This window comes from Niallia sp. 03133, from assembly GCF_052663225.1.
This window is the reverse complement of sequence record NZ_JBQTCY010000005.1, coordinates 151,401-169,465: the sequence shown is the minus strand read 5'-3', so window position 1 is coordinate 169,465 and position 18,065 is coordinate 151,401. Positions and strand designations below refer to the sequence as shown.

At 37.0% G+C, this 18,065-nt stretch carries 10 protein-coding genes and 2 pseudogenes; 10 read left to right on the top strand and 2 right to left on the bottom strand.

The window, feature by feature from the left end; genetic code table 11:
• The first annotated feature begins 6 nt into the window (after positions 1-6).
• The 8 genes and pseudogenes from hutI to ACTYBU_RS08995 all read left to right on the top strand — a co-directional run bounded on the left by hutI (position 7) and on the right by ACTYBU_RS08995 (position 9,767).
• Positions 7-1,287, top strand: coding sequence for an imidazolonepropionase (gene hutI, locus ACTYBU_RS09030; RefSeq protein ID WP_445489026.1), 1,281 nt, complete (start codon positions 7-9; stop codon positions 1,285-1,287).
• Complete coding sequence (locus ACTYBU_RS09025) at positions 1,277-2,539, top strand: Zn-dependent hydrolase (protein WP_445489024.1); 1,263 nt, start codon at positions 1,277-1,279, stop codon at positions 2,537-2,539. The genes hutI and ACTYBU_RS09025 overlap by 11 nt, the downstream gene beginning before the upstream one ends.
• A gap of 14 nt (positions 2,540-2,553) precedes the next feature.
• A complete protein-coding gene (locus tag ACTYBU_RS09020; protein WP_445489022.1) occupies positions 2,554-3,879 on the top strand; it encodes an amidohydrolase family protein in 1,326 nt (441 codons plus the stop codon).
• A 144-nt stretch (positions 3,880-4,023) separates the two neighbouring features.
• Positions 4,024-5,157 (top strand): annotated as a pseudogene (locus tag ACTYBU_RS09015) (Zn-dependent hydrolase); the annotation flags it as partial.
• A gap of 12 nt (positions 5,158-5,169) precedes the next feature.
• Positions 5,170-5,787: a HutD/Ves family protein gene (locus tag ACTYBU_RS09010; protein WP_445489020.1), complete on the top strand. Its 618-nt coding sequence runs from the start codon at positions 5,170-5,172 to the stop codon at positions 5,785-5,787.
• Between the two features lie 208 nt (positions 5,788-5,995).
• A complete protein-coding gene (locus tag ACTYBU_RS09005; protein ID WP_445489018.1) occupies positions 5,996-7,153 on the top strand; it encodes an MFS transporter in 1,158 nt (385 codons plus the stop codon).
• 558 nt (positions 7,154-7,711) lie between these two features.
• The gene (locus ACTYBU_RS09000) at positions 7,712-7,930 is read left to right on the top strand and encodes a hypothetical protein (protein WP_445489017.1); all 219 of its coding nucleotides are present in this window, start codon (positions 7,712-7,714) and stop codon (positions 7,928-7,930) included.
• A gap of 466 nt (positions 7,931-8,396) precedes the next feature.
• Entirely contained in the window at positions 8,397-9,767 is a 1,371-nt protein-coding gene (locus tag ACTYBU_RS08995; protein ID WP_445489016.1) for an FAD-dependent oxidoreductase, read from the top strand.
• A gap of 201 nt (positions 9,768-9,968) precedes the next feature.
• Here ACTYBU_RS08995 and ACTYBU_RS08990 read toward each other — a convergent pair whose 3' ends face one another.
• Positions 9,969-12,320: an immune inhibitor A domain-containing protein gene (locus ACTYBU_RS08990; protein ID WP_445489014.1), complete on the bottom strand. Its 2,352-nt coding sequence runs from the start codon at positions 12,318-12,320 to the stop codon at positions 9,969-9,971.
• Positions 12,321-12,626: 306 nt separating this feature from the next.
• Positions 12,627-13,598, bottom strand: a complete 972-nt coding sequence (locus tag ACTYBU_RS08985) for a bile acid:sodium symporter family protein (protein WP_445489013.1) — start codon at positions 13,596-13,598, stop codon at positions 12,627-12,629.
• A 348-nt stretch (positions 13,599-13,946) separates the two neighbouring features.
• On the opposite strand from ACTYBU_RS08985, the pseudogene ACTYBU_RS08980 reads away from it, so the two are divergent.
• Positions 13,947-15,535, top strand: a pseudogene (locus ACTYBU_RS08980) (alpha-glucoside-specific PTS transporter subunit IIBC).
• A gap of 1,037 nt (positions 15,536-16,572) precedes the next feature.
• Positions 16,573-17,955 carry a 6-phospho-alpha-glucosidase gene (locus ACTYBU_RS08975; RefSeq protein ID WP_445489276.1) on the top strand — a complete coding sequence of 461 codons (1,383 nt, stop codon included), beginning with the start codon at positions 16,573-16,575 and terminating at the stop codon, positions 17,953-17,955.
• Positions 17,956-18,065 lie beyond the last annotated feature (110 nt).

Below are 18,065 nucleotides of genomic sequence, written 5' to 3'. Positions count from 1 at the left end.
GATAATATGACTGAAATTTTATATATTAAACGAGCCTCACAAGTAATTACAGTAAGTGAAGGCAGTACTAGGCCCAAAAGTGGTCAGGAAATGTCTGAAATTGGTGTAATTGAAAATGGGAGTGTTGTAGTAGAAGGTGAACAAATCACCTTTGTAGGTTCAGATGCTAAAGCTGAGGAATACGTTAGTACTTTAAACGGGCCAGTAACTATTATAAATGCTGAAGGGAAAGTATTAACTCCTGGATTAATTGATCCTCATACTCATATTGTTTTTGCGGGCAGCCGTGAAAAAGAATTAGAAATGCGCCTAAAAGGTGCAAAATATATTGATATTTTAAAAGCAGGCGGTGGTATTTTACATACTACCACTAAAACGAGAGAAGCTTCTGAGGAGCAGTTAATTGAAGAATCGAAGAAACGTTTGAATCGTTTTCTTCAATATGGCGTAACGACTATTGAAGCAAAAAGCGGATATGGATTGACAGTAGAAGATGAATTAAAACAATTAAGAGCTGCTAAAAGACTAAATGAACAGCATCCTATTGATCTTATTTCCACTTTTATGGGAGCTCATGCAGTACCAGTTGAATACAAAGAAGATCCTGATAAATTTGTGCAACTTGTGGTGGAAGAAATGCTTCCACAAGTTGCACAGGAAAAACTAGCAGAGTTTTGTGATGTGTTTTGTGAAGAAGGTGTATTTACGGTTGAACAGTCTGAATACATTCTTGAAGAAGGAAAAAAACTGGGATTGGCGCCGAAAATACACGCGGATGAGATTGTACAATTTGGCGGAGCAGAACTAGCAGCAAAAGTAGGAGCTGTATCGGCCGATCATTTGTTGCAAGCTTCAGATAATGGAATTCGTCAAATGGCAGAGAAAGGTGTTATTGCTGTTCTTCTTCCCGGTACTGCTTTTTTCCTGATGGCAGAACCAGCAAATGCTAGAAAAATGATTGAGGCTGGAGTTCCAGTAGCTCTTTCAACGGATCGAAACCCAGGTTCATCACCTACGGAGTCATTGCCGTTTATTATGAATTTAGCTTGTCTTACAATGAAAATGACTCCAGAAGAAGTTTTAACAGCTTGTACGATTAATGCGGCGCATGCCATTAATAAAGCAAACGAAATTGGAAGTATTGAGATTGGCAAGAAAGCAGACCTTGTTTTATTTGATGCGGTCAATTATCAAACGCTTCAGTATAATTATGCTGTTAATCTTGTTGATACAGTTGTGAAAAATGGAAAAGTTGTTGTAGAAGGTGGGGCTATTATTGACAATTAAAAATGTTTGCATCAATATTGCCCGACTGAAAAATAACATTGAAGAACTTGGACAATTTGGTAAGAACGATAAAGGTGGCCTTGATAGGACTACCTTTACTCCTTCTGAATTAGAAGCAAGAGATTGGCTAAAAAAACAACTGCATGCTTTAAAGCTTGCTATAAGGGTAGATCAAGCAGCAAACATATGGGCGAAGCGCGTTGGTCAAGAAGGAAATCTTCCATGCATTGCATTTGGCTCACATATAGATACGGTTCCTAATGGAGGAAAATATGATGGAGCGTTGGGGGTTTTAATTGCTCTTGAAGTAATGAGAGTGTTAGAAGAAAATCAAATTTCAACACGGCATCCGTTGGAATTAGTTTCTTTTAGTGCAGAAGAGCCAAATCCATTTGGCTTATCTACTTTTGGAAGTCGTGCAATCACCAAGAAGTTGAAAAAAGAAGATATTGAAAATGTAACCGACTCAGAAGGGACAAAGCTAACGGATGCATTAAAGAATGCTGGTGGCGATCCGGAAAACTTTGAGAAAGCAGTTCGTAACCCAAACGAGTTAAGTGCTTTTTTGGAAGTGCATATTGAACAGGGAAAAAGACTGTTAAACCGATCTATTCCAGTTGGTGTGGTTACAGCTATTACGGGAATTTATCGAGAAGAAATATCAGTATATGGAGAAGCAAACCATGCTGGAACCACCTTAATGGAAGATAGAAAAGATGCATTATCAGCGTCTTCAGAGATTATTTTAGCATTAGAAAGTATTAGTCGTAATCATCCTTCGAATGAAGTAGTTGGAACTATTGGAAAGTTAGATGTTTTCCCTAATGCACCAAACATTATACCAGATAAAGTAAACATGGTATTAGAAATTAGAGGTAGCACTTCTTCAGATATTGATGAAGTACTCCATGAATTAAATCGTTGTTTGGTGAAAATAAACAAGAGTCGTCCCATTCGAATTGAGCGAAAAGTGATTTTAAACCAATCTCCTGCGCCTATGGACGAATCGGTTGTTCAAACTATTCAGAAAAGTGCAGAATCATTAAACTATCCTTCTTACATGCTTGGAAGCATGGCAGGACATGATGCTACACATATGGCATCGTTAACGAAAAGCGGGATGTTATTTGTTCCAAGTCTAGAAGGAAAAAGCCACTGTCCGGAAGAAGAAAGCCGAATGGATGATATAGAAATAGTAGCAAATGTTTTATTACACTCCATTCTTTCATTAGACAAAGAATTAGATAGTTAAAAGGAGAGGAACCCATGAGCACTTTATACATTGCTGACTATATATACGTAAATGATCAGTTTGAAAAAGACAAAGGGATTTATGTTGTGGATGGGGTCATTAAGGAAATTGGTCCAAAAAATAAATTGCTGGAAAAATATAAAGGAATGAAAATGGTCGATTGGAAGGGGAAAGCCATTGTACCAGGGACCATTAATGCCCATAATCATTCCTTTCAAAGCTTATTAAGAGGAATAGCTGTTGATCGTCCTTTTTTAGAGTGGCGCGACCAAGCTCTTTATCGTTATACACCATTCTTGGATGAAGAGGCTATTTATACAGGAGCTTTATTTGCTTTTGGGGAAATGCTGAAGTATGGGGTTACAACCGTAAGTGATTTCTTTTATGTGCATAACGGTGGAGTAGCTTCTGATGAAGCAGTTATTCAGGCTGCTAAGGATTTAGGAATCCGTCTTGTGTTTGCACGTACGATGTATGATTGGACCGGTGCTCCCGGCAGCTACCGTGAAACTGTTAGTGAGGCAGTAGAAAGAACACGCCAATTGGCTATTAAATATCAGGGTGACCCTATGGTGTCTATTCAACCTGCACCGCATAGCCCCCATGCCGCATCACCTGAAATGATTAAAGCAGGTCATCGTTTGGCAAAAGAATTAGGTACACCGTTTCATATTCATGTAGCCGAAGAAACCTTTGAAGTAGATGAAACACTTGAAAAGTACGGGTTAAGACCCGTTCATTATTTAGATTCACTTGGAGTAGTTGATGAAAGTATGATTGCAATCCACCTTGTCTGGCTGGATGACAGCGAAATCGAATTATTAGGACGTAAAAAAGCTTCTTTAGCCTATTGTCCTTCGAGTAATATGTTTTTATCAGATGGCGTTACACGTATTCCGGATTTACTTAAAGCAGGCGTTCGTGTTTCATTAGGATCAGATGGAGCTTGTAGTAATAATCGAATTAGTATTTTTGAAGAAATGAGAATGTGTTCACTTCTCCAAAAAGTAACTCGATTAGATGGTACATGTATAAATGCCAAGCAAGTTTATGATATGGGAACGAAAGTAGGAGCCGAGTTATTACGTCTTTCTACAGGAGAAATTCGAGAGGGAATGAAAGCAGATCTTGTAACATTGGATGTGAATGATCTTTCACTTTCTCCTAAAACAGAGCTATTTGCTAATGTAGTATATTCACTTCAGCCGAATGCTATTGTCGATGTAGTTGTGGATGGAAAACTCATTGTAGAGAACCGAAAAATAACAACGATTTCTGAACAAAGTATTGTGAATCGAGTAGATAGTTTAATGGAAAAGTGGAAAAGCACAACAAATTGAGTCTTTCTTTTAGTATTAGCTTAGCGTAGCGATAAAGAAAAGGATTGGTTTTAAAGCATGATTAATAAAGTTCGCTGAAAGAAAAGATTAATTGAGTTGGCGCAAATTGGTGGTAATTCAATTGATGGATAGACAAGGTTAGCTTTTACCAAAGAAGATAAATTGGCTAGAAGTCTAGTAAAAAGATATATGAGAGAGATTGGTCTGGAAATTACGTGTGACAATGCTGGAAATATTATCGGAAGTTATAGGAATCCAACGATTAGTCCTGTTATCGCTATGGGATCCCATATTGATACTGTACCAAATGGTGGAATGTTCGATGGAGCTTTAGGTGTTATTAGCGCTCTAGAAGTAACACAAACTATTATCGAGAATAAATTAAATCCCCAATATCCCTTAGAAGTAATCATATTTGCTAATGAAGAAGGAACTAGATTTAACAATGGTTTGACAGGGAGTAGAGCAATTTGTGGTAGTTTTTCTCCAGAAGAGTTGCAAATACAAGATAGTAATGGAGTTTCTTTTTATAAGGCCATTCAAGAGATGGGATTAAATCCAGATAAAGTTCACGAAGCTAAAGCTTTGAAAAACAAATATAAGTTTTTTCTTGAAGTTCATATTGAGCAAGGAATAGAATTAGAAAAAGAACAAAAAAGAATAGGTTTAGTAAATTCTGCAGCTGGGCAGGTAGTATTGAAATGTACGATATTTGGAAGATCTGATCATGCTGGAGCAACAAAAATGCCACAAAGACAAGATGCTCTAGTAGAAGCTTCAAAAATTATCAAAGAAATTCAGCGGATTTCTTTGGTAATGGGTGACGATTTTGTTGCTACAGTTGGAAGATTAAATGTTTTTCCTAATAGTATAAACACTATACCTGGTGAAGTTGAATTCTTTATTGATATACGTGATATCTCTTTAGATAAAATGAAGCAAGGAATAGAAGACATTAACAATGCTATTAGAAATGTTATCAAACAAAAAAGTTACTTATTAGAAGAGGTTGAAAACGAATCACCTGTCTTTTTTTCTAGCAAACTTCTTGATATAGGAGAAGAGATTTGTAAAAAGAATAGTTACCCATATAAGTTGCTTTCTAGTGGTGCATGTCATGATGCTCAAATTATGACTAGTATTACAGACTCTGGATTATTTTTTATCCCAAGTATTCAAGGCTTAAGTCATTGTCCAGAAGAGAATGTACATTGGGAAGATGCATATATAGGAACAGAATTTTTGTTTCAAATGATTTTAAACACACTAGAATATTAATGAGGGGTGCGGATGATATCTTACTCAATAAGAATCATAAAAAAAGAAGATCAAGCTATAAATTTATGGACAGGCGGAACAACAACAGAGTTAGCTATTTTTCCTGAGAATACAGATTATTACAAACAAAATTTCTTATGGAGACTAAGTGTTGCAACAATTGATGAAGAAGAGTCTTTATTTACTTCCTTACCCGGTGTCAATAGAATCACCATGATAATGGATGGTGAAATGCACTTGGAACATGATGGACATTATCGGAAATTTTTAAAACCTTTTGATCAAGATGCTTATGAAGGAGAATGGACTACCCGGAGCAAAGGAAAAGTAAAGGATTTTAATGTAATGTTAAGAAATAATTATCAGGCGGAAATTGAAACCATAAATCTTGAACCTGGTACACACAGAGTTTTTAGTGTTAAAAATAAATCTTCCTTTGATAAAGTAACAGACTTTGTTTATTGTATACAAAGCGAAGTTAGAATAAGAATTTCTGAAGCAAAATCATTAATGTTACAAGAAGGAGATTTATTGCTAATAAACAGAAAAGTAAAAGAAGAATTGAATATTGACTTATATAACCAGGGCAATGAAAAATTGATATTAATTAAAGGTGAGATATTTATTTAGTAGCAAAATATTTAGTTGTATGACTGTTATAAAAGAGGTAAATTCTTATGACAAAATAAAAATTTAAGATAGATGATGCTCCACTTAACAAGTTTCATTTAAAGATTACTGCGCTTACTTTTGGCTCGAATTTTACTGATGGGTATGCTCTTGGTATTATTGGCATAGCTCTTACTTTACTTAGCCCAGAAATGAAACTCAATTCGATGTGGGAAGGACTGATTGGAAGTGCGGCTTTGATGGCCTCTTTTTAGGAAGTCTAGTACTTGGATTGCTATCCGACCGCGTAGGTAGACAGAAAATTTATCTGTTTAACTTCTTAGTAGTTACAATTGCCTCTGTTTTGCAATTATTTGTGAATGACCCAGTCGAACTATTGATTTTACGCCTAGTGATAGGATTTGCTCTTGGAGGTGACTATGCAGTCGGCTCTACCTTACTTGCGGAATTTGCTCATAGAAAGTATCGCGGATCTCTACTCGCTTCTTTAAATGTACTTTGGACAGTCGGATATGTTGCTGCAACCATAGTTGGACACTATTTAGATACGGCTGGTTCCGAATCATGGCGTTGGATGCTTGCTACTACTGCGATTCCTGCTGTCATCGTACTTCTTCTACGAATTGGTACGCCTGAATCACCAAGATGGCTTATTAGCATGGGACATCATGAAGAAGCACGTCAAATAATAAAAAAATATATTGGTCAGAATGCGATAATTGATGAAAATGTAAAAGAGAGCCAGAATGCTCAAGGTTTCTTAGCTCTTTTTAACAAACAAACTTGGAAACGTACCACTTTTGGCGGATTATTCTATGTTTGTATTGTAATTCCGTATTTTGCTATTTACACTTTCCTACCATCAATATTAAAGAGTATGGGGTTAGATGAAAACTTTACGGTAGACCTGTGGTTAAATATGTTTCTAATCGTGGGATCATTAGTTGGCCTTTGGTTTATGGAAAGATTTTCTCGTAGAGGTTTCACCATTATTACATTTACAATGATGACTATAAGTTTGTTTATTCTTAGTATCTTACAGAATCCTCAAATTTTAATCATTTCTTTGTTTTTGGTGTTTACTTTTGTCATATCAGCAGCTTCAAACCTTACATTAACATATCCAGCTGAGCTTTTTCCAACTGAAGTCCGTGGGTCAGGAGTGGGGGTATTGACAGCTTTCAGTCGAATTGGATCTGCTGTGGGAACATTCTTGCTGCCTATTTGCTTAAATAATATGGTGTTAGGTGCATCAATGATTGGCATGTCTACCATTCTGTTAATAGGTACTATTGTCTCAATTGCTTGGGCACCCGAGACAAAGTCCCTTTCTTTAAGTGAAGCAAGTAACCCTTTAGAAAAATAATCCTGTGCACACAGAAAATAGTACAAACTTAAACCAGATAGACCGTAAGATTTAATAGAAATATAATCAGCTCTCAATCTTTCTAGACAATACACTTAATTGATCTTTCCCTCTCTCCAAAAACAGAACTTTTTGCAAATGTTGTATATTCGATGTAGCCCAATGTTATATCAGATGTCGTTGTGAACGGAAAATCATTTTTGAAAATGGCAAAATGAAGACAGTGTCTGAACAAACTATTGTTACCAAAGTGAAAGAACTATTTGAAAAAATGGGCGTTACAAAATGTGGAATGACACCTGAAACAGGGGTCATTCCAATTTTTTTATAAAAGGAGACAATGCATTAATTTTTATTCTAAGTATTGACGGAGTAAGCCATTGCATTGAAGTTTAGGAACAGAATTAATATTGCAAATAGTCTTAGCAATTTTAGAGGTGGAAAGTATTAAATAGAAAAACAAATTACAAGGTTTAAATGCTGAAATGCCTGATACTATTTTCTGTTTGAGGTGTTAGTAATCGTATATCACATGATAAGGTACAGAACTTTAACTTGATGATAGCTGATGCATTTGGTGGAGAACTTAAAGCTATTCATATTCAAAAAGTTTGTCATATTGAATTGTTAGCTGACAGATATAATATACAATGTTTTCAAATATCTGAAGTTTTTTACTGTGTCAATGGCAATGTTAGTATTGTTGTGGATGAAAAAGAGTCAATAATTTTGTCTGAAGGAGATTTACTGGTCTTAAATAGACAAAATTTACATTAAACGATAAAAATAAAGTTATGCAATCAAGATGAAATAACATTAATGTAAAAATAATTATATATGAATTTAATTTCATAACATATGGAAATCTGGAAAGCCTGAAAAGGAAAAAATAGGAGGTACAAATCAAGTGGATACGTACTACTTCGATATTGAGAAGTGTTAGTGGTGTCTATTAAAAAAGAATAATGGCGCTGTATTAGGGAAATATTAAAAAAAGAAAAAATTATTGTGAAAATTATCACAAAAAGATTGTATAAAATAAAATAATATGTATAATTAAATTATGAACATTTTGTGAATATAATCACAATATATGTGATTTTTTTCGCTATTTAAGTGAATGTTTTCACAAACTGTGGTTTAAGAGATAAGAAAATATCAAATTCCTGAAGCTAGATAAATGTCTAGCTCCAGGCGTCTAGCGCTTTTCTAAATAAATTCATTACAAAAGGAGCTTTTAAAAATGAAAGTAATTGTAATTGGATGTACGCATGCAGGAACAGCAGCAGTTAAGACATTAGCAAAATTAAACCAGAATTTAGAGATTACCGTATATGAGAAAAATAATAATGTATCCTTTTTATCATGTGGCATTGCATTGTATGTTGGAGGAGTAGCAAAAGATGTCAGCCAATTGTTTTACTCTTCTCCGGATGAATTAACATCTCTTGGTGCTCAAATGTTTATGGAGCATGAGGTATTAGAGGTAGATACGGATAAAAAACAAGTTGTTGTAAAGGATATAAAAACAGGCGAACAAAAAGTGGATAGCTATGATAAATTAGTGATGACAACAGGCTCTTGGCCAATAATTCCTCCGATTGAAGGAATTAAATTAGATAATATTTTATTATCTAAAAATTACAACCAGGCAAATGAGATAATCGAAAAAGCAAAAGACGTCCAAAAAATAACCGTTATTGGCGCCGGATATATTGGAGTAGAGCTTGTAGAAGCATTTAAGCTTAACGGAAAACAAGTAACATTAATAGACGGAGAAGATCGAATATTAAATAAATATTTAGATAAAGAATTTACCGATATAGTAGAGGAAGAATTCAGCAATCAAAATATTCAATTAGCGCTTAACCAAACGGTAACAAAATTTGAAGGAAATGAACAAGGAAAAGTAACAAAAGTTATTACTACAAAAGGAGAATATGAAACAGATCTTGTAATACTATGTGTTGGTTTCCGCCCTAATACTGCATTATTAGCAGGGAAAGTAGATTTGCTTCCAAACGGTGCAATCAAAATCAATGAGTATATGCAATCAAGCAATCCAGATATATATGCAGCAGGAGACAGCTGTGCGGTGAATTATAATCCAACAGGAGAAAAAGTGTATATTCCATTGGCAACAAATGCTGTAAGAATGGGAACGCTTGTCGGCTATAACATTGCTGGGAAGCCGTTAAAATATTTAGGTACACAAGGTACGTCTGGACTGCATATTTTTGGATGGAGCATGGCATCAACTGGGTTAACGGAAATTACGGCAAAAGCGAATAATATTCCTTATGAAATGGTGGAAGTAGCAGAAAATAATCGCCCAGAGTTTATGCCGACATATGATGAAGTGCGAATCAAGGTTTTATACCATCAAGAAACAAGACAAGTAATGGGAGCGCAAATTATTTCAAAAGCAGATATGACACAGATGATGAACACATTATCCATTTGTATACAAACAAAAATGACAATAGACGAGCTCGCTTTTACGGATTTCTTCTTCCAGCCTCATTTTAATAAACCTTGGAATATACTAAATCAGGCAGGACTTCTTGCAGTATCTTCAGCAGATAGTAGTAATCTAGAAGAAGTTCGAATATAACTTAATTAACCACTGCCCAGATAAAGTAAACTTCCATCAGTGGGGGTTTTTCCTCATCCCCACTGATGGTTAGTTGCACTTATCGGACCTTTACGGGCAGTTATCCCCCACCTAGCTTCCTCGATTTCTCGGTATCTTGAGTGGGGGTCTTACTGCCCGTTAAGAGTGGGATAAAAAAGGCAGTGGTAAAATTTTTAGGGTTTATTTGAAAAGTAATACTTTTCCAACAGTGCCATCTTCACTTTGTCCAACGACACGGAATTTCAATCCGTACTCAGGCACATTGCGTCCAGCATCCAACAGGCCAGGATTACTGTAGTCAGCATGATCATCATATAGAGAAGAACGTTGTGTAAAGTTGTCTTTTAATGTAATTCCAGCAAGTTCAGAATAATCCAAGAACATCTTATTTGTCTTGTTAAGGCTAAATGCAGCATCATGTACTTGATAGCGAGTAGATGCAACAGTGCCGTCACTCCAATAATTAGTGTGTTGGTCGGCGTCCATTACGCCTAGATATCCTTCGCCAGGGTGAGCGCCTGTCCAGTTGTCATCGTATGAATTATCAACATACCATACTACTAAACCTGGATCGAAACTCATTAAGCTGGCTCCACGGCGGATATGACCAAGACCTGCATCGACTCCGTTATGAGATCTCCACTCTAGAAGATAGTATCGATCTGACCAGAATTTACCTTCATCTTTTGTGAATCCATTAAATGTAAAGCCGGAGTCACCTTCTGCATTATCCGCATAAACCTCTTTGCCATCTGCAGTAATGCTGATATCATCTACATAAAATCCTGGCTGCGCTACCCCTGCATCTGTCCAATAGTTGAATTCTAGCTCTACTTTTTGGCCTGCATATGCAGAAAGGTCAAAAGCTGCATCCAACCAGCCATTAGAGCTTCCCGTAATTCCATACCCAGGGTTTTGTTCATATGGATTTTCTATCGTTGTAATATTACCTGCAATAGACTCTCCGTTTACTTTTACAGAGGCATAATCCCAATCTGTTTCAATATCATACCAGGTTTTAAATGTTAACTTAGCACTAGATGCGCTCGTTAAGTCTACTGTCATTTTCATCGAATGGTCTAATTCATCTCCGCTGCCGCTGAAGTATTCATATTGACCGCTGGCTGGAGTGTTCACAATATTTTCTTTATCCGGCAAATTGATTCTTACCGCATCATTATTTGTTCCTTTTGTTGCACCTTCATCTAATAGGATTTCCGTCCCCTTGCTTGTTACATTGTTTACATCGATTGTATCACCTGTTAGCCAGTTGCCGCCATGCAGGTTTTGAAGCATTTCTTTCGCATAAGGGCTAAATCCAGACGGTTCTGTTCCAGGAATGGAACCTGCCCAGCTTCCAGCAGACATAATGGACCAATAGCCAACTGGCTCACCTGCACCGCTGTAAATAGTATCATATTCATCCGGAAGGCCTAAATCATGGCCAAATTCATGAGAAAAAACACCTGCAGCTCCATCTTCAGGTTCAATCGTATAATCATCTGCACCTAATAAACCACCAAATCTGTCACTATTCGAGGAACCTCCCGGAACAGCTACTAATCCTAGGCTGGAACGGTGGGACCAAACCGCATCTCCTCCAAGAGAGCCTCCGCCAGCTTCTTCCCCAACGCCAGCATGAATGACCATTAAATGGTCGATAATTCCGTCCGGCTCGTGATATACACCATCGCCATCATAATCGTCGCGATCCCATACATCATACTCGCTTAAGTCAATAGTAGGGTCTTGTCCCACCTTTTTTAGCGCTTCATAAACTAGTTGACGCGGGCGTGCGTCATTACCGTCTGGAGAAGGAACATTGCCGCCATAATACGCAGCAGGATGATCAGCTGTATACCAGCCAGCAACTGTTCCTTCTACTGTGTAGCTGCCCCCAGATTGCTGTTCATAATATTGCTTCATGGAAATTAAGTTCTCTCCATTAGGGCCTTTATAGCCGTCTTTGCCAAATATCATATCCTGAAAGTGGTCATGTGTATAATCTTCATAAAACATATCGGTTTCTTCTGGCTTAATAGAGCTTTTTTTATAATCAGGGAAATCAATAGCAAGGACTAGCACCTTGTCTTTGCGAACATCCCCATCGTAGCTTTCTTCTTTAACTGGATCTACTGTATTTTTCTTAGCTTGTCCTATTTTGTTTCCTTTTCCATTCATTAAGCTGTTATTAGGTAATTTATCCGCTGTATTCTCCTCTTCGGCTAGCCCTTTAGGCAGCTTGTCTTTTGTCCCCTTTTTACTTCCTTCCGATTTTGCTTTTAAATACTTATTTAATGCTGTTTCTGCTTCAGCTGGATGTGCATCTTTGGCAAGTTTTCCTTCTTTTTTCAACATTTCGATTAACTTTTCATCATTGGCAATGCCTAAATCAATCGTAGAACTACTAGTTGTCTCTTTTAATGCTGTTTCTGCTTCAGCCTTTTGTGATGGTGTAATAGCACCAAATGAAAAAGCACTTAATCCTATTACTGATGCCATGGCAGTAGCTGCAAATTTCTTCTTAATCAAGTAAGATTCCCCCATTTTTTAAATTTTAGAATTATACAAAAATATTATTCTGATACAGTGATGTAAAATCCTTTAAATTTTATAAAATATGGTAAATAGTACTGTAATTTTATTTTGCAATAGTAATTTTGTATAAAAAAGGTATAAAGGAAAAAAGGCTTCAACAAATTTGGCTAGTTCATTAGTCATGTGCTTTCCTTGACGTTTTTAGTGGGTGAACAGAAATGTTTTGCATAAAAAAAACCCGACAGTCATCTGCCGGGAAAGCGTATAAAAATATTTTTCCTATAATAACTCTGATAAAGGTTAAGATAACTTTTTGTTAACTGTATGGACCAAAACTGGTTTAAGATAAACTGTCCGTATCATTTGACCATAGAATGCTGCTAAAATCTGTTGGAATAACATCCCAATTACAACAGGAACAGCTACTGGAGGCGGGAAAAAACTTACGGCCAAAACAGCACCAGCACTTATGTTTCTCATGCCACCTGTATAAATCATGCCAATAACTTCCTCTTTGCTTCTTTTTGTTAAAACGCCAAGGATCCAAGCAAAAAAATAACCAGATAAAGCAATCAAAAAGATTGTCAACGCAATTTGAATAAATTTTTTATCAATATGTCGTAAGTAGGGAGCAACAACAGAACTATTGATGCTGACAACTGCAGCTAAGCCAAGTTTGGAAAAAGGAGCTAATGTTTTATTCCATTTTTCTGCAGTAGACTTGGAATATTGGTTAATCGCCATGCCAGCTATAGAAGGTAAAACAATCATTCCCAATAACCCCTTCATCATCCCCCATATTTCCAAATGAACACTTTCTCCCACAAAGAACGACATGCTGAGTGGGACAAGAAAAGGAGAAAGCAATGTATCTAATAAAATGATGGCCAATGTTAACGGCACATTTCCTTTATACATCGAAACCCAAATTACGCTTGTAATCCCCGTAGGAATAACAACTGCTAAAGTTAAGCCGGTAATAGTAAATGGATCATTTTGAAAAAATAAATGCCCAATCGCAAATGCCCATAATGGGGTAATGATATGTAAAACAGCTAACGTTAAAAGTAATGATAATGGATGAGTAATAGTGTGTTTTACTGATTTGAGATTAGATGTGAGGCTGCCAGTAAAGGTCATAGCAGCAAAGATCCAAGGAACTAAAAAAGAAAGGTGATGAAGGAAGCTGGCCAAGACCACCCCAATAATGACACTAGTGGGTGTAAGCAGAGGCATCCACTTTCCGAGAAATGCATTTAAATTTTGCAACATGTAACAGGACTCCAATCATTTTTTGAATCAAAAAGCTTTTAATACTATTATGTTAATTTTATCTGAATTATAAAAAAATAAAAGAGGATATAGGAAGATAAATGTGAAAATTAATGGAAGCAATACAATTCTTTTCAAAAATAAAAAACGCTAGGATTTTGTGTGGGAAAATTCTTAAGAGATGAGAAAAAGCACAGAAGAAGTGATTGAGAGCAATTTCCTTCCTTCATATTTTCAAAGAAAACAAGTTAGGATAATATTAATCCATGAAAGCGTTAGCAAAAATAATGATTTTGCTAATAATTTTAATCGGAATTAATTAAACTTAATAGATTGGGAGGTTTTTATATGATGCAGAAAATTCAACGTTTTGGCGGTGCACTTTATGTTCCGGTTTTATTGTTTCCCTTTGCTGGCGTGGTCATTGGACTTGCAATTCTTTTTAAAAATCCATTAATAATGGGGTCTTTTGCAAACCCAGATAGCCTTTGGTATCAATGCTGGTTTATCGTTGGAGAAGGTGCATGGTTTTGAGACAAATGCCACTATTATTTGCAATAGGAATACCAATTGCTTTAGCAAAAAAAGCACATGCACGAGCCTGTATGGAAGCGCTTATTACCTATTTGACATTTAATTATTTTATAAATGCCATCTTAACAATGTGGGGGGCATCCTTTGGTGTTGATTTTACAGCGGAAGTTGGATCAGGAACAGGATTAACCATGATAGCAGGTATTAAAACATTGGATACTAGCATTATTGGCGCCATCGTTATATCCTCCATTGTAGTAGCGATTCATAACCGCTATTTTGATAAAAAACTGCCAGATTGGCTGGGGATTTTTCAAGGTACGTCTTATGTTGTCATTATAAGTTTCTTTATTATGCTTCCCTTAGCTCTTATTACTTCATTTGTTTGGCCTGTTGTTCAAAATGGAATCTTATCCTTACAAGCTTTTTTAGGTTCGGCAGGTGTAGCAGGGGTTTGGTTGTACACTTTCTTAGAACGTATCTTGCTGCCTACGGGGCTACATCATTTTATATGGACGCCATTTTTATTAGGGCCAGCTGCAGTTGAAGGCGGGATTAAAGTATTTTGGATTGAGCATTTGACGGAATTTGCAGCTTCTAAAGAATCTTTAAAAGTTTTATTTCCACAGGGAGGATTCTCTTTATATGGGAATGCAAAAATATTTGCAATGCCTGGAATTGCATACGCTTTATATTCTACGGCAAGACCGGAAAAGAAAAAATTGGTTGCTTCTTTATTAATACCAGCAACTTTAACCGCTGTTGTCGCAGGAATTACGGAACCGCTGGAATTCACGTTCTTATTTATAGCACCGGCTTTGTTTGCTGTTCATGCTTTATTAGCTGCAACAATGGCTGCAACAATGTATGCATTTGGCGTAGTTGGATTAATGACTGGCGGATTAATTGAGATTGCAAGTTCCAACTGGATACCGTTATTTTCTTCTCATGGTTCTATTTACGTTATTCAGTGGGCAATTGGTCTAGTCTTTACTGTAATTTATTTCTTTGTATTCCGTACCATGATCTTAAAGTTTAATTTTGCAACCCCTGGGCGTGAAGTAGATAATAATGCAGAGACAAAACTATATACCAAAAAAGATTTTAAAGAAAAACAACAAGCAAAAAAAGTGTCTGATGCCTCTGGCAGTGGGTTTGTTGATAAAGCTTCAAGCTTTTTAGAGGCATTAGGGGGCTCTGATAATATTGAAGATGTGATGAATTGTGCTACTCGCCTCCGAGTAAGTGTAAAAGATGAAAGCAAACTAATGCCGGATAGTGCATTTCAAGCTGCTGGTGCACATGGTGTTGTAAAAAATGGCAAAGCAATTCAAATTATTGTCGGTTTATCCGTTCCACAAGTAAGGGAGCAATTTGAAATATTACTAAAAGAAGCTAATTAAATAAAGTAAACTTCCATCAGTGGGGGTTTTTCCTCATCCCCCACTGATGGTTAGTTGCACTTATCGGACCTTTACAGGCTGTTATCCCCCACCTATCTTCCTCGATTTCTCATCATTTTGAGGTAGGGTCTTACAGCCCGTTAAGCGTGAGATAAATGGAGAGTAGAGATTATTCTCTGCTCTTTTTTATTGTCTAGGAAATTATAAACGAAATAGAGTGGTGGATAACTTAGCAGTTTGGTCCGCGTCCAGCTCCGACGTACAGGATGTACATGTGCCGATGTTGCAACAGGCTCGCAGGATGCGAGTCAATCGACGTTGCATATTTAGTTGATTTTCCTCTTTTGCGTACTTAATCGGCCAGCGCCTATCAAACTTCAGGTCATCTCCCTACGATAAGTCAACATCTACGCTTGCGCTCATCGTGTTTCTTTTATCACGTATTAACGGGCAGTAAGAGTACCTGAAAAAAGATGGTGGATGAAAAAACTGCCCGTAAAAACCTGATCGACTTGACTAACCATCATGGGGAAGTCTCGCCTTATCTCAGTCGAAGCCCTTCCGAAGTACAGGATGTACAAGTGCCGATGTCGCCACAGGACGTGGCGAAGTTAATCGGCCAGTTTGTACGGCGATGATCAAGGTGCTTGCGCTTTTGTTCTAAGATAAGAAAGTATAAGTTTTCTGAAGTCTAACGGGTGTCTAGCGCAAGCGCCCTATCGACTTCAACGCTTCCCTCACCTCGCTTGCGTAGTCAACATCGAATCACTACGTTCTTCGTGTTTCCTTTATCTCTTCAAGGAACACAAACTAAAACCGCCACGTCCTTATGTCTTCGTTTGTGTAATCCACATCCTGTGGACCTCAGCTTATTCTGTCGATGAGCAAGGGCGCTTGCGCTTTTCTTTATTATCAGCAAGATGAAAGAAAGGGGTGGGAAAAATCTTAACTAATGGGAAAAAGAACAATAATTGTGATTCGGAGCAAACGTTTCCAACTCTATTGAGGGCAAAAAATCACTGTGATATAAATGAGTTATACAAGGCAGAGGAGGAAAAAAAGTGAAAAAATTTTCAGTAGTAATAGCAGGCGGAGGGAGTACATTTACTCCTGGAATTGTATTAATGTTATTAGATAATCTAGATAGATTTCCAATTCGAAAGCTGAAATTTTATGACAATGATAAAGAAAGACAAGACAAAATAGCAGGTGCCTGCGAAATTATTGTGAAGGAAAAAGCTCCGGAAATTGAATTTATTGCATCCAATGATCCAGAAGAAGCATTTTCTGATGTTGATTTTGTGATGGCGCATATTCGAGTAGGGAAATACGCAATGAGGGAATTAGATGAAAAAATACCACTTAAATATGGAGTAGTAGGGCAAGAGACATGTGGGCCTGGTGGAATAGCATATGGAATGCGTTCTATTGGCGGTGTCTTTGAAATAATTGATTATATGGAAAAATACTCGCCGAATGCATGGATGCTAAATTATTCAAATCCTGCAGCCATTGTGGCAGAGGCCTGCCGCAAGCTGCGCCCCCATTCTAAAGTATTAAATATTTGTGATATGCCTGTCAGCATTGAAAGACGTATGGCAGAAACATTAGGATTAGCATCCCGTAAAGAGTTGGTAGTTCGTTATTATGGATTAAATCATTTTGGCTGGTGGACAGATATTCGTGATAAGCAAGGAAATGATTTAATGCCAAAAATTAAAGAGCATGTTGTGAAAAATGGGTATGTAGTCACTAGCGGGGATAAACAACATACGGAAGCAACATGGAATGATACGTTTACAAAGGCGAGAGATGTTTTCCAATTAGATCCGACTACATTACCGAACACCTACCTTCAATATTATCTATTTCCAGATTACATCGTAGGACATTCCAACAAAGAATACACTCGTGCGAATGAAGTAATGAATGGAAGAGAGAAGTTTGTATTTGGAGAATGTGAAAAAATAACAGCAAATCAATCGACAGCAGGAAGCGCTCTTCATGTAGATATGCATGCATCCTACATCGTAGACTTAGCGAGGGCTATTGCCTACAACACGCATGAACGAATGCTGTTAATTGTTGAAAATAAAGGAGCTATTGAGAATTTTGATTCAACCGGAATGGTTGAAATACCATGTATCGTAGGATCGAATGGCCCAGAACCATTATCGATTGGAAAAATTCCGCAATTTCAAAAAGGATTAATGGAGCAGCAGGTTTCTGTGGAAAAGCTAGTGGTAGAGGCATGGGAAGAGGGCTCTTATCAAAAATTATGGCAGGCGATCACTTTATCCAAAACGGTGCCTAGTGCATCCGTAGCCAAAGAAATATTAGATGAATTAATGGCCGCGAATAAAAATTATTGGCCGGTGCTTAGAAAAGAACAAAATGAAAGAGAGCTAATCTCTCAATAAAGTAAACTTCCATCAGTGGGGGTTTTTCCTCATCCCCCACTGATGGTTAGTTGCACTTATCGGACCTTTACAGGCTGTTATCCCCCACCTAGCTTCCTTGATTTCTCGGC